The sequence below is a fragment of the Martinezella rhizogenes genome, from assembly GCF_000799715.1.
In the GTDB taxonomy this organism is placed as follows: Bacteria; Pseudomonadota; Alphaproteobacteria; order Rhizobiales; family Rhizobiaceae; genus Rhizobium; species Rhizobium rhizogenes_C.
Window position 1 is genome coordinate 868,368 of record NZ_JUHG01000011.1, and the last position, 12,140, is coordinate 880,507.

The 12,140-nt window shown below is 58.2% G+C and carries 16 protein-coding genes; 2 read left to right on the top strand and 14 right to left on the bottom strand.

Going from position 1 to position 12,140, the window contains the following annotated elements; genetic code table 11:
- Positions 1 to 27 precede the first annotated feature (27 nt).
- Positions 28 to 1,509, bottom strand: a complete 1,482-nt coding sequence (locus EX00_RS08075; protein ID WP_155294028.1) for a hypothetical protein — start codon at positions 1,507 to 1,509, stop codon at positions 28 to 30.
- 58 nt (positions 1,510 to 1,567) lie between these two features.
- Here EX00_RS08075 and EX00_RS08080 point away from each other — a divergent pair, with 58 nt between their 5' ends.
- Together EX00_RS08080 and EX00_RS08085 are read left to right on the top strand one after the other, a co-directional pair.
- Positions 1,568 to 2,110, top strand: coding sequence for a hypothetical protein (locus EX00_RS08080; protein WP_047455840.1), 543 nt, complete (start codon positions 1,568 to 1,570; stop codon positions 2,108 to 2,110).
- A 153-nt stretch (positions 2,111 to 2,263) separates the two neighbouring features.
- Positions 2,264 to 2,635 carry a hypothetical protein gene (locus tag EX00_RS08085; RefSeq protein WP_047455842.1) on the top strand — a complete coding sequence of 124 codons (372 nt, stop codon included), beginning with the start codon at positions 2,264 to 2,266 and terminating at the stop codon, positions 2,633 to 2,635.
- Between the two features lie 38 nt (positions 2,636 to 2,673).
- On the opposite strand, the gene EX00_RS08090 is transcribed toward EX00_RS08085, so the two are convergent.
- From EX00_RS08090 to EX00_RS31955, 13 genes are all read right to left on the bottom strand, one after another.
- On the bottom strand, positions 2,674 to 2,979 hold the full coding sequence (locus EX00_RS08090; RefSeq protein ID WP_047455846.1) for a phage tail assembly chaperone: 306 nt from the start codon (positions 2,977 to 2,979) through the stop codon (positions 2,674 to 2,676).
- Between the two features lie 23 nt (positions 2,980 to 3,002).
- The gene (locus EX00_RS08095; RefSeq protein ID WP_047455848.1) at positions 3,003 to 3,404 is read right to left on the bottom strand and encodes a hypothetical protein; all 402 of its coding nucleotides are present in this window, start codon (positions 3,402 to 3,404) and stop codon (positions 3,003 to 3,005) included.
- A gap of 76 nt (positions 3,405 to 3,480) precedes the next feature.
- Entirely contained in the window at positions 3,481 to 3,966 is a 486-nt protein-coding gene (locus EX00_RS08100) for a hypothetical protein (protein ID WP_047455850.1), read from the bottom strand.
- A gap of 3 nt (positions 3,967 to 3,969) precedes the next feature.
- Positions 3,970 to 4,401, bottom strand: a complete 432-nt coding sequence (locus EX00_RS08105) for a phage tail terminator-like protein (protein ID WP_047455851.1) — start codon at positions 4,399 to 4,401, stop codon at positions 3,970 to 3,972.
- Positions 4,402 to 4,439: 38 nt separating this feature from the next.
- Positions 4,440 to 4,832, bottom strand: a complete 393-nt coding sequence (locus tag EX00_RS08110; protein WP_047455853.1) for a hypothetical protein — start codon at positions 4,830 to 4,832, stop codon at positions 4,440 to 4,442.
- A 237-nt stretch (positions 4,833 to 5,069) separates the two neighbouring features.
- Positions 5,070 to 5,426 (bottom strand): hypothetical protein, encoded by a 357-nt coding sequence (locus EX00_RS08115; protein ID WP_047455854.1) that lies wholly within the window; start codon positions 5,424 to 5,426, stop codon positions 5,070 to 5,072.
- Complete coding sequence (locus EX00_RS08120; RefSeq protein ID WP_047455856.1) at positions 5,426 to 5,923, bottom strand: DnaT-like ssDNA-binding protein; 498 nt, start codon at positions 5,921 to 5,923, stop codon at positions 5,426 to 5,428. Before EX00_RS08120 ends, EX00_RS08115 begins: the two co-directional genes overlap by 1 nt.
- A gap of 71 nt (positions 5,924 to 5,994) precedes the next feature.
- Positions 5,995 to 6,966: a DUF2184 domain-containing protein gene (locus EX00_RS08125; protein ID WP_047455858.1), complete on the bottom strand. Its 972-nt coding sequence runs from the start codon at positions 6,964 to 6,966 to the stop codon at positions 5,995 to 5,997.
- A gap of 3 nt (positions 6,967 to 6,969) precedes the next feature.
- Complete coding sequence (locus EX00_RS08130) at positions 6,970 to 7,440, bottom strand: structural cement protein Gp24 (protein ID WP_047455860.1); 471 nt, start codon at positions 7,438 to 7,440, stop codon at positions 6,970 to 6,972.
- A gap of 28 nt (positions 7,441 to 7,468) precedes the next feature.
- Positions 7,469 to 8,593, bottom strand: a complete 1,125-nt coding sequence (locus EX00_RS08135; protein WP_047455862.1) for a DUF2213 domain-containing protein — start codon at positions 8,591 to 8,593, stop codon at positions 7,469 to 7,471.
- Between the two features lie 53 nt (positions 8,594 to 8,646).
- Positions 8,647 to 10,047: a DUF1073 domain-containing protein gene (locus EX00_RS08140; RefSeq protein WP_047455864.1), complete on the bottom strand. Its 1,401-nt coding sequence runs from the start codon at positions 10,045 to 10,047 to the stop codon at positions 8,647 to 8,649.
- 45 nt (positions 10,048 to 10,092) lie between these two features.
- A complete protein-coding gene (gene terL, locus EX00_RS08145) occupies positions 10,093 to 11,577 on the bottom strand; it encodes a phage terminase large subunit (RefSeq protein WP_202903701.1) in 1,485 nt (494 codons plus the stop codon).
- Positions 11,534 to 12,076 carry a hypothetical protein gene (locus EX00_RS31955; RefSeq protein WP_234708988.1) on the bottom strand — a complete coding sequence of 181 codons (543 nt, stop codon included), beginning with the start codon at positions 12,074 to 12,076 and terminating at the stop codon, positions 11,534 to 11,536. The genes terL and EX00_RS31955 overlap by 44 nt, the downstream gene beginning before the upstream one ends.
- Positions 12,077 to 12,140 lie beyond the last annotated feature (64 nt).

Below are 12,140 nucleotides of genomic sequence, written 5' to 3' on the forward strand. Positions count from 1 at the left end.
AGCAACGCGCCGATAGGCATCAGCCTGCTAGTTGGCCGCCTTGGTCAATTGCGGCATTTGCGCCAATTGCACGGCGCAGCTCTTCTGAAGATCGTCCTGGCTTTGCTTCAGTGTGACGACCTTTGTTTTCACATTTTCTGTCGCGGCAGCGGATTCAGCGGAGGCTTGAGTTCCGAGTTTTGTTTGCTCGGTGTTGGCTTTGGAAGATCTCGTAAGAGCGTCCATGCCTTGCTGAGTGCTCTGGGCCTCGTCTTTTTGGCTGTTTTGAACGCCAATACTGTTCGCGACGGGCTGCTTCGATGCAGCTTCAATCGCAAGAGGACCTAAGCGAGCGAAAGATGAGAGCGCTGGAAAGAATGTTTCAGCGAGAGTTTCCATTTGAGAAAGCCTGGATTGCTGTTCAGTTGGTCGAGCGGAGGCAATTCCATTTTGCTCAGACTTTATTTTGGCGTTTATTGCAGCGGACGTCGCGTCAACGTTTTTGTTGACCTTCTCATCCATGGCAGCATAGCCTCGGTATAAATCCGAATTCAGGACCAAGCTGGGCATGGCCTCCTTAAAAAGCTGGGAAAAAGTCTGAAGGTTTACAAACTGCGGATTCTTCGCAGCATTTTCGGCCAAGCTATTCCCAAATGATTGGTATTGCTCTCTCGTTGCTTTTCCCGACATGATTAGCGGCTTAATTTCGTTGTATTGCTTCTCGAGATCAGCGAAGTGCCCTCCCCCGACAAATGAATCCGTGCCGAACTGCATTTCGGCAGCAACGCTCACTGAATTGAACGTATCGCGCACTGTTTTCAGTGAAAGATCGGATAGCTTTTTATAAGTCTCCAACGCTTTCACTACGCCGTCTTCAGTCTGACTATTTTCATAATCGGCTTTCATCGCTGGAGTTACGGCCAGAGGAAGCCCTTGTACCGTTTTGGTCATTTTCGCTTTGTCAGCGATGTATTCTTTTGAATTTTTAAAGAGTTTTGATGGTAAATTTTGATCAATTTTGTCCGCTGCGGAATTAAAAAGGATGTCTGCAAAGAACCCTCGGATACCCGGAACCAGACTGCTACCGCTTTTTATCATTTGACTTCCAGCGCGTAACGCCATGTCCGATAGGTTTTTTCCCTCGTCAGGTCGGTTCTCAAGATAGTATTTCATCTCAGGTGATCTGAGATAAGAGGATTCTCCATTTGGAGCGGATTGCGACTTACTGCCCACAGGCTGTATATTTCCACCACCATCGCTTGACTTCACGTTCAAGGCGATCAGAGCGCTCGACAATTTGATGGGGGACGATCGAATACTGCCATTCAACTTGCCAATGGTGCCACCAACTCTAGCGAGAGAGCCCGTCGCACCTTTTGCTTCGTTGCCCATCGCTTTTAGTGCACGACCAGCCACGCCGGATACTTTTTTCGCCTGACCTACCGCAACAACAAAATCTCTTACATCGTTACTTGCCGTTTTGATGTCACCGCTATCAACTTTAATGCCTAGAGTTGCGATTTCTGTCACTGGACCACCTTTTGATTTCATGCGAGAGACTACGGCTAAGCTATTTGCGGGAGTTTTGATGAAGCTCATTTCCAGCGTGATTGCAGTGCTTGCCGCGTTGCTGTTTCTCTACAGCTTTGGCGTCTTTGATCCGCCGATTGTTAAGGCTTGCGAAGCACGTCTCAAAGGGTATCTAGCGGCGCCATCCACCTATGAGCGCAACAGATTCTTTCTCGGCCAAAGGCGGGGAACCAGAGCCGATCTAGAACAAGAGTACAAAGGCTTTCCTGATATACAAAGTTTTTATCAGAAGGAGTTTGATAATGGCTCGATGAAGCCGGTGCTCTATACCACGACCATAAATTTCAGCGTGTTAGACACGAAAGCTGAAAAGGCTACGACGGCGATTACTTGCCAATATTTTTCCACCGATGGCAACATTTCCGAAATATCAGTGGGAGGAGTTTCCATTCTTCCGGCCGATACCACGACCTATTCTCAGATAGTTCGGGATTTCAGCCATGACTCTCCTCTGACGTTGAAAGAAGGGCGGAGAAAATTGGAGCCAATCGCCCCTTATGCTGGCTGGATTCGCGACACGCTTCGTCGTGTCTTCGGCTGAGTACCGATATCTAAGATTGTTTATATCAACCCGTGGGACAGCATGCGTCGCATAGAAAAAGAGTGCACCGTCATTGTAATGCAAATTCGCGCAGCACTTGTATTTCTTCCCACGTCGCTTTAGCATCGACTTCGGTTGAAATTAGGATGAGCAATGCGCGGAGTTGTTGCACTTATATGCCTATGCCTTATAGGCGATAGCGCTTTTGCCGGCAGTACCAAAAATAGCGATGCTCGCGCGGACGTGCTGATTAAAGCCCTCTATGACAATTTAAGTGGCACCTACCTATGCCGAAACGTTGCGGGCGTTGACATATACTTGAAAGCGCGTAGCACAGTGGAAACTACGATGCTGAAATTTTCAAAGAATGCAGACCTCACTCAAAAAGTTCTGGCAAAATGGGAAGGCGAATTCCAAAAGAACTCAAGTTATCAAAACCCTAACATTTCAGTTGATGAATGTAAGGTTTTGCTAAAGGGACGACTTGAGAAACTCAATGCAGCTTTAGATTCCTTTCTGCGGTAACAACGCTTGTTGTTTCGCTTTCGTTGTCAGAACTCGTACTACCCCGCCTCTCGCGCCCTGATCGCCTCCGCCTCCTCATCCACCGCCTGGCAATAGCGCCCATCCATCGCCTTCAGCACCGCGATCTCCTCGCGGCGCAGAAGGTTGCCGGTCAGTTGCAGCCAGGCAAGCATTTCCTGGTTTAACAGCGGCGCTGGGCCGGAAAAGCCGGGAGCCTGCGACGTGCGCAGGTCCCAGAACCAGTCCCAGAGCGCATATCCGGCCTCGGGCATCTCGGCTTCCGGGCTCACCAGCTCGAAAGCCTCGTTGCGCTCGCGCCGGGTCTCGCCGTTCTTGTCGCGCACGCAATCATAGCGCGCGACGATGCCTACGGCTGCGGCGAGGCCTTCGGCAAGCTCCTCATAAAATTTGCGCGGTCCTCCGAGGCGGCGGCCACCTGATCATAGATCCAGCCGGCTTCCTCGACGACTTCGCGGGCCTTGTCGAAGGAGAGCACGGGCTGCTCGCCCTTCCACTGCTGCTCGCCCCAATTCCACGACGCGATGGAGGCGGCGGCCTTGTCGAGATATTCGGCCTCGACCTTGCTGGTGGTCAGCTTCTTCTTGCGGCTGGCGAGGAAGCGGTCGCTGTGCTGGCGGACGATCTTCTTCACCTCGTTGCTCTCCGCCGAGCGGATCATGAAGGAGATGCCGAGCGGCTCTTCGCTGGCCGGGTGCAGGAGCTGCAGTTCGAAGAGATCTTCGGAATTGACGAGATTGGAGATATCCAAGGAAACACCTTATCGGTTGGCTATGGGGATGGCCGCGCGCCCGGCTGAGCGCGCGCGAGGCTTCGCGAGATCGCGGTTACGGCGCTGTGACGGGATCGACGCGGATCGGCAGCTGGTTGAGGCCGATCTTGAACTTCTCCAGATCGAAATCGTCCGAGCCGCCGCCGGGATAGAGCGGGCCGGAAACGACGCCGCGCGAATAGAAGACCGTGTTGGTCTTGCCCTGCGGCGCATCGTTGCGCTCGACCTTGATCGCGATGTTGTTGATGTTCAGCGGATCGCCGAAGGTGCGCAGAATGATCTGGCCGGCATCGTCGGCGATGGAGGCAACTTCAAGCTCCGGGTCGCCCGCATTGGAGACGCCCTTCTGCTTCTGCTGCACCGGCTCGTCCAGCGTATTGTAGTTGTTGATGGTGGAATCGGAGCCGAAATCGCCGATATTGCCGACCTTGCCGACCTGCACCCAGGTCAGCGCGGCATAGGCGCTGGCCGTCAGGTCGGTATTCTGGGCGGTCTCGCATACGTAGACCTTGGAGCCCTTCTTCGTGCTTTTATTCGCCATGGATCATTTCTCCGGTTCAAAGGCGGTGTAGGGAACGGTGACCGGTATTTGCACCCGGTCATCCTCTTGGATCGGGCCTGCGGCCCACGGCTCGCCGCTGATCGTGATCTTCACGCCAGAGGCAAACAGCGTCATGTTGTTGAAATGGTCGATCACCAGGCCGGCGGCATCGAGCGGCTTGATCAGCCCGCCGCCGGCCTTCCAATAGACCGAGATTTGCAAAAGCCCGCGCTTCTGCTGCGGATCGTCGCCCAGCGTGACCTGCCGCGGCTGGGCGGGCAGAAAGCTGACAGCCAGATAGTTATCCGGCTTACTTTCCCCTGCGGGCGGAAAAGTAATGCCGGGCTGCGCCACCGGCAGCGGCGGGGTAAAGGTCAGCGCCGCCAGATGGTCCAGCAGCGCAGCCAGAATGATTGCGTCCGTTGCCGTCGCCATGCGTCACCCATATCTGTGATGTTGAAAGTCTTGAGCGGTCAGTCCGTCTCGCGAACGGCCTGACCGACAATGTTGCGCCATTCCTGCGCGGCGCGGCGCACCATGCCGTGCCCCGCCCGGCCATCACGGCCATATTCGACCTCGGCCGCATAGGGCTCGGTAAAGCCCATATAGATCATGCCGCCGAGCGGCACGCTGAGGCTTGCCGGGTTGACCGCCTCTGCATCCTCGCCGGAAGCGCCGGCCCGCATGACCGGCATTGCGGAGCCGGAAACCTGAAACGAATTCACCAACGCGCCGCTGGCATCCGGGGTTCGTTCGATGACAGCTTCGGCCAGCAGCCGGGTAGACGTCTGGACCACATCCTCCATCCGCTGCTTGGCATTTTCGGCCCAGGCAGCGACGGAGGCGGAGAAATCGGAAGAGGCCATTGCTTCAGCCCTTTGAAATGATTAAGCATCACCGTTCGGATGAACGAGCGCATCTTTTGAAATTCAGAAAAGTCAGAGCGCCGTAACGCGCGCTGATCGCAGAGAAACCGCCTCTATCGGCCACCCTCTCCGCCACCATCCGCTCGATCTCCGGCGACGATGACAGCCGCTCCAGCGTCCGGATCAGTCGAACAAGCAACCAAAGTGCGAGCACGGCCTTGAAACGGGCAACAGCACTCACCGGCGCACCTGCAACTGCCAAAGCACAGCAGTCCCGCCCGGCGACAGCGGCTGCACATCGACGATCGCATGCTCGACACCGGCGATCACCAACCTGTCGGCAAGCGCCGGTACAATCGACAGACCCGCCGTCGAGAGATAGACCATACGGTCTCCACGCTGGATCAGCGTGTCACCGATATGCGCTTGAGTATGGTCCAGATCGACCAGCGTGCAGGCGAAGTCTTCGCTCGTCTGCACCGGATCGTAATCCGGGCCAGAAGTCAGAATGCGCCGGAGTTGGCCTTGTTGGCCGAATTTGGCAATCAACCGCTCCGCCGTAGCCCGGGTTTTCACATAGTCAAAACCAGCCATCACACCACCAGAATGCCCGGCAGAACCGGACGCAGGAAGAGATAAAGCAGGCCATCGAGCACCGTCAGCACCGGCCTTGCGGCAGCGATGCTATCCTCGAGCGAACCGACAACAGCATATTCCATCTCCAGCGGCCCGACCTTCTCGCGCTTCACGGTCTGCGCCGCCGTGACAACCGGGGTCAGGCTGCCGGGATCAGCGAGTTCAACCACGGCAACCTCATAGGCGGCGTAGGTCACCGGCAACGGCACGATGTCATCGGGAATGGCCTCGCCGTTCGCCGTCACGGCCGCCCTGCGCGGCCAGGATAGCGGCTGCTCATAGCCCCCGGCGCGAAGACCGGGAAAACGCGGCTCGTACAGTCCGTCGACAACCTGCGACCCACGCACCAACGCGGCCATGCGGTCATCGTTACTGGCCGCGGCCCAAGCCACATTGGCGCGATCGGCAAAATAGAGATCGGCAGCATCGAGCGTGCCGTAGAAAGCTGCGGGCATGGGAACTCCAGTCTATCAATGAAGAAAGCGGATGCTCCTCCCTCCGCCGAAACGGAGGGAGGACGCTAAACTCACGCCGCCGCGCTGATCTCGTCGCCATAGGCCATGGCCGCCGGCAGGCGCACTTCCGTGCCGCCGGTGCGGGCGATGATGCCGGTCTCGAAGCTCATGATCGACTTCTGGCGCGGCTGCAGCACGCGACGCGGCATCGGCAGATGGAAGCGCAGCACCTCGGGATCTCGGCGGTAGACCACCATGCGGCCACCGCTATCCTGCGATGCCGTCGCAAGCTCGCGCAGCGGCTGGATATCCAGCGGCAGGCCAGTTTCGGCGGTATAGACATTGCCCCGGCGCAGGAACTCCAGCACGGTGATATAGCCATCGCCATCGGCCAACCGCTTGGTGGCGATCAGACGGAAGGCTTCCGGCGGCAGACGCAGGCTATCCACCCATTCGACCTCGCCGGTGCTCGAGCGCACGCCACCGATCAGATCGTTGACATCACGCAGGATTTGATCCCCCGTCTTGGCCGACCAGTGGGTCGAGGAACTGGCGCCATCGGCGGCGACATCGACCCGCGACACCTTCGGATCGTTGACGAAACCGGTCCAACCCTTTTCGGCCGAACCGACCATGGCGACGGAATTCAGCAGACGTTCGATCTTGTCGGCGGCAAAGATGGCGTTGGAGGCATTGAGGTCGAGATTGTAGAGTGCTGCCTGATTGACCTCCTCCAGGTTCCATTCCCAGCCGGAGCCGATCATCGCGAAATCATGGCTGGCGCTGTCACGCGTCGACTGGTTGAAGGGCATGTCCGTGCCGGCGCCGGAAAGGAACTTCGCTTCGCCCGCGCTGTCGACGGTAAAGAAGGTCGTACCAGCAGCCCATTCGTTGCCCTCGGTGACAACGGGCACATGCAGTCCGTAATTGAAGGTCGGATAGCGACGCTGGTAGATGCGGGTCTCGATGTTGCGACCCTGCGCGATGACAAAGGAATAGGCCGCCTGGGCATCGGCGAAATGCTGTCGAACGAACTGGTTCATGGATTAGGCGCTCCTGTGCTTCAGCGAGATTTCGACGATATCGCCGTTGCCACCGCTCGTGTCGAAGAAACAATCGGGAATGGGGCCGACGATGCCGGAACCGGCAGCGTTGACGTAGGCGTTGGTGGTCGGGTTGTAGTAGACGGCATCGCCATCAGCGATCGCGCCGCCCGCCCGCACGTACATCTGGCCGGAGGTCAGGAAGGCGCCGGTGACGAATTGTGCATAACCGTCGACCTGCGTTGCGCCGGGCAATACGGTCGGTGTCAGCACGGCAATGCCGAGAAACTTGCCGCCGGCGGCAAAGGGCGCGACACCGTGATCGGCAAGACCGCGTTGGGCCGGCTGGCCGAACTTGATGCCGCCGGCATTTTCCACCGTGCGGCTGATCTTGTTGGATTTTTCCTCGGAAGCGATCTGCCCGTGCAGGCCCTTCTGAGGAGCGTTTCCATAGGTGGTCTGATAAGTCGCCATTGAAGCGTCTCCTTTTTCGTTGACCTGGTTAAACGGGGTTGGCCGGCTGGTGCGCGGATTGCAGGTCGCGCACCATGGCGGCATAGGCGGTGAAGGCTGCGGACATCGACGTCTGAGGCGTCGTGATGCCGTCCTTGACGGCGGCAGCAAAGAGATCCGGCGTTTCGCGGATGGTGTCAGCGAGCATGTCGAAGCGCACATCGATGTAGGCGTCCGATCTGCCTTCGACCGCGCCCTCCCCGATCTTGGCGACGACGACCGCCTTGCGGATTGCCGCATCCGAAAGGCCCGTGGTCTTCACATCGTGGGCGATTGCCTTCGCAAGCCCGATGAGATCGGCGCGAGCCTCGGCTCGCCGTTCGATCTCGACATCGCTCACGAGGCTTGCCTTGGCGGCGTCAAGCTCGGCATCACGAACAGCAATTGCCTTCTGATAGGCGGCATCGGCCGCCGCGATCTGGGCCTTGGCATCGGCAAGTTGTTGCTGGAGCTCCGAGACCTCATCGCCGACTTCGATCCCAATGCCATCGACGGTAATTGTCTTTATGGACATCATCCCTTCCTTGTTTTCATGATGATCGGAAATGGAGCGTGGGGCTGCGAGAGGAGCGCAGCCCCACGGTGCGGCGGCATCGCCGATACGGACTTTCGATCCCGCTCGGCCACGGCGCACAATGGCAATATGATTGATGCGAATATTCGTCTGGACGGCGTCGTAGGCCTCACCGGCGGATGTCACGCCCGCGGTGAAATCGAGATCGCAGACATAGCCGGCAGAAAGCTCCTGCTTACCGCTCTCAATGTCCTGGATCGCCGCCTCGTCGCTGACCATCAGCGGCACGCGAATGAAGATACCCTCGCCGGCGATCTCATCGCCGGTCTGCCCGACGGAATACTTCTTCCAATTTTCCGATGTGACCATCTCCGGTGGATGCTCATTTGTCACCGGTCGGTGAGCCGCACTCTTCAGCGTATCTTCGGAGAACACTTCCGTGCTGGGCCGATAGACACGCACGGTGCGCATCTCCGGCCGGCCGATTTCCGCACCAAGATAGTTTTGAATACCCGTACGGGCGACCCGGGCGTCAGCGACAAGATAGCCGTCTCCGGTCCGTCGCGTTCCCGCGACGGTGACAATGTCTGTGAAGTTCATGATTGGATATCCCTTGGTCGGAGCCGACTTTGGTTGTTAGATATGTCTTCGACTTATGAAGAGGATGCGTCAGGAACAGGAGCCTCAGACGCAGGGTTCGCGTGCCCAGCTTCCTCCGGCGCAAGCTCTGGCTGATCGGCTTGCATCGACCCTCCGAATGCCGCGATCGCAGCCTCCAGCCCAGGCAGCGATCCGTCTTCGACCAACGTGTTCACCAGTGCCTCAGACAGCGCCTGACGCGGAATGATCTCCTGTCCGGAAGATGAGCCGAACAGGGTTCGCGCCGCATCGGCCTTGGTCTTGAAAATATCGGCCTTATCCTTCTCGCTCATCTGCTCAAGCGGTGCCCAGGAGGCATAGATATTCGGATCATGGGCGCCAGTGGCGGAGCGAATGAGGCATTCGTCGAGGCGGGACATGGCGGGCGTGAGGTCGAGTTCCTGGATCGCCTGGATCCGATCGTGATAGTTCTTCATGTCGGCATCGCCGGTGGCGTTGAGACCGGCGGGGGATTGGCCGAGCAGACGCGTAACCGGAATATCGGCGGCACCGGAGACGATCTGCAGGAAAGCCATGAGGATTTCAGTGAGACCGGAAAGCGGCGCGCTCTTGCTGTCGTATTCCTCCTCGGCGTCGAGGATCAGCGTGCCGTTGACGCCCTTGATGGTGTTGGCCAGCGTATAGCGGCGCAGCACCGCATCCTCATAGGCCTGGTTGCCGATATTAGCCGAGAATTGCGGCACCTTGATAATGTCGATCTTCGCCTCGAAGACGAGGCTGGCGATATTGGCAGCCGTGCTATCGGCGTTCTTGATGGCATCGAGCGTCGCGGTGAGCACGCTCTCGCCCCAGCCGTGACTGCCCTGCCCCAGCACGCCGCCGAAATCCTCGTCCGGCACCATGGCGCCATTGAAAATCACCAGTCGAGACGGATGAATGGCAACCTGCGCGCCGCTTGCGCCGGTCAAGGTGTAGAATTTCGGCTTGCCATACCATTCCGAAGCGGGATCGCGCTCGATCTCTCCAGCGGCAAGTTGACGACGCGTCAATACCGTCAGATGTTTCAACCCACCTTTGCCGACACGCTCGATATCGAGCGGCCGAGAGGGATCGGCATCGCCGACACCGATGAACAAAGCCGCGCCACCAAAGAGGCGTGCCTTCTTCGACGCCTCCAGCACCTTGCCGCGCAAATTCAGCCGGCGCTCTTCACCCTCGATCAATCCGATCTGATCACTCTCGGCCTGCCAGTTGCGCCATTTTCGGCAGCTATCCAGCGCCGGAATATCGACGATCTTGCGCGGCAGCCAGGAGCCGCGATAGGCCGCGATGATCTGTTCATCGGTCAGGATCGGCTGGATATAGAAGACCGATGCCGCCTTATCGCGCTCCGTCCCCATGCGAGACGCAAGGCTCACCAGCCCATCGCGAACCATAGAGAGTACGTGTCCCATGGATTATCCTTTGGCATTTCTGTGAAGGAGAGGCCCGTACAGAGCCTAGAAATTCTTGAAGCTGAAGGAGGAGCCCAGCGCCAACTCGTTCAGCGCATCGGCAAACGCATCCACCTGATCATCGAACTGCGCATTCGGAAAGGCACAGATCTCATCGAGAAATGCCTCGTTCCAGTCGCCGCGTAGCAGTTTGACATTCCCCGCCTCCGCCTGTGCCGACGCCGGCTTGGCGCGGGTCGCCTTGTCACCGGTGATGGGCAAGACCTTGATGGGAAAGCCGGCAAGCAACTTGATTTTCGTCTCAGCGTCGGCCTTGCCTGCAGCACCCGGATCCTGCGGCATGCGGATCATCACCGTCGGCCCGTCCTGCGTCGCCATGTTCTTCAGATTTCGCTCCACTTCCGCCGGAGACCACCGGCCGCGGGCGACTGTTTCGACATAGAAGATGCCATCGGCTTCGGCCATGCGCAGGCCGACTGTCCAGTCCGGCTGGCGGCCCGGACGTACTTTTGAAGCCGCAAAATCCCAGGCACGGCAGCGTTTTGCGCCCGCCGGAACAGCATCGACGATCTCGAAATCACCACGTTGGAACAGCCCGCCCGAACGCGGCGCTGGTCGCTGCTGAAACTGGCCGGCGACGGCATAGGAACCGAGCGGCACCTTATCCCGTTCCACGACGGCGCGCGGAAAGCGCTCGGGAAAAAGCAATTCGCCCTCTTCCGTTCGCGGATCGACAAAACCGATCGATGTTCGGCAGCAACGCTCCGGCTCAAATTCCATAGGCAGCATCAGGTGCTCGTAACCAAGCCCAAGCGTCAGGATCGTGCCGGAGACATCGGCCTCGTGCAGCCGCTGCATGACGACGACGATCGCCGAACGTTGCGGATCGTTGAGCCGCGTCGGCACGGACTCTCGAAAGGTGCGGATAGTCGACAGCCGCTCCACTTCGGATTCCGCACCGTCGACCGAATGTGGGTCGTCGATGATCACCCGGTCGCCACGCCCGCCCGTCAGCCTTGAAAACGGCACGCCCTGACGAAAGCCGGTACGTGTATTGGCAAAGGCCATCTCACCCGACCGCGTCAGTTTCACCCGGTCACCCCAGAGCGTCTGATACCATTCGGAGGCAACGAGATCGCGCATGCGCCTGTTGTCGCGCTTGGCATAGTGTTCCGAATAGGACGAGCCGAGATAGCGCAGCTCCGGCCTGTTCTTCGGTCCCCATTCCCAGGCAGGCCAGAAGACGCCGCAGAGAAGCGACTTCATCGTCCCCGGCGGCACATTGATCAGCAGCCGCATGATCTCACCCGACGTCACCGCCTCAAGATGTCGGCAAATCGCATCGATGTGCCAGCCGTGAACATACTCGACGGAAGGCTCAACCACATGCCAGGCCTCGCGGACAAAGCCGGCGAGCGAACGACATCGTCCCCGAATCCTCTCTGCATCCGCTGCAATCCGCCGGGCAAGCTCAGCCCGCTCGGCATCAACCTTCCGTTTCGCTCTCTCCTCGCGGATCGCCGCCATCATCGCCGCCGGATCCGGCAAGCGGACCGAAGAGGGTTTCGAGGGTCGCAAGCTGCTCATCCGTGGCGTTGGTTAAGTCGATGATAAAACTTTGTCCGCCCTTGGCTCCATTGCCTGGGCGTTCACTCGGCTTCTGGTGAACATAGGATGCGGCGATCTTCGCCATTTCATCCCGCCTTTTCTGATCCGCCTCGTCGTCGCGCATGACTTTCAGCATATAGTCGAGCGGCGTATCACCGGCGGACACGGTTTTGCGCCGTCGGGCACGCGGCTTGCGCGGCGCGACGGGCTTGTCGGCTGTGGACATGCTGTGTGATTTCCGATGGAACGTTGAAAGGAAACAAACGGCTGAAAGAGAGCCGCTTTCGGTCAACAGTGCGTCGCTGCAACTGTTCTCATCATGCATAAATGAATACCCCAATTCGGCGCTGTTGGCGACACCCTTGATCGGGAAACTGGCTGCAAGGATTGGGGAATCTTTGGCGTCTGTATAGATAATCATTTGAAATCACACTAAAATATCGCATTCTATCGTCCGACAAAGAGAATAAGATTACTCTCCTCTT

Coding starts and splice junctions, on each gene's coding strand:
- EX00_RS08080 (WP_047455840.1), top strand. CDS start 1,568: ATGAAGCTCATTTCCAGCGTGATTGCAGTGCTTGCCGCGTTGCTGTTT.
- EX00_RS08085 (WP_047455842.1), top strand. CDS start 2,264: ATGCGCGGAGTTGTTGCACTTATATGCCTATGCCTTATAGGCGATAGC.
- EX00_RS08100 (WP_047455850.1), bottom strand. CDS start 3,966: ATGGCGAATAAAAGCACGAAGAAGGGCTCCAAGGTCTACGTATGCGAG.
- EX00_RS08105 (WP_047455851.1), bottom strand. CDS start 4,401: ATGGCGACGGCAACGGACGCAATCATTCTGGCTGCGCTGCTGGACCAT.
- EX00_RS08110 (WP_047455853.1), bottom strand. CDS start 4,832: ATGGCCTCTTCCGATTTCTCCGCCTCCGTCGCTGCCTGGGCCGAAAAT.
- EX00_RS08115 (WP_047455854.1), bottom strand. CDS start 5,426: ATGGCTGGTTTTGACTATGTGAAAACCCGGGCTACGGCGGAGCGGTTG.
- EX00_RS08120 (WP_047455856.1), bottom strand. CDS start 5,923: ATGCCCGCAGCTTTCTACGGCACGCTCGATGCTGCCGATCTCTATTTT.
- EX00_RS08125 (WP_047455858.1), bottom strand. CDS start 6,966: ATGAACCAGTTCGTTCGACAGCATTTCGCCGATGCCCAGGCGGCCTAT.
- EX00_RS08130 (WP_047455860.1), bottom strand. CDS start 7,440: ATGGCGACTTATCAGACCACCTATGGAAACGCTCCTCAGAAGGGCCTG.
- EX00_RS08135 (WP_047455862.1), bottom strand. CDS start 8,593: ATGAACTTCACAGACATTGTCACCGTCGCGGGAACGCGACGGACCGGA.
- EX00_RS08140 (WP_047455864.1), bottom strand. CDS start 10,047: ATGGGACACGTACTCTCTATGGTTCGCGATGGGCTGGTGAGCCTTGCG.
- terL (WP_202903701.1), bottom strand. CDS start 11,577: ATGATGGCGGCGATCCGCGAGGAGAGAGCGAAACGGAAGGTTGATGCC.
- EX00_RS31955 (WP_234708988.1), bottom strand. CDS start 12,076: ATGATTATCTATACAGACGCCAAAGATTCCCCAATCCTTGCAGCCAGT.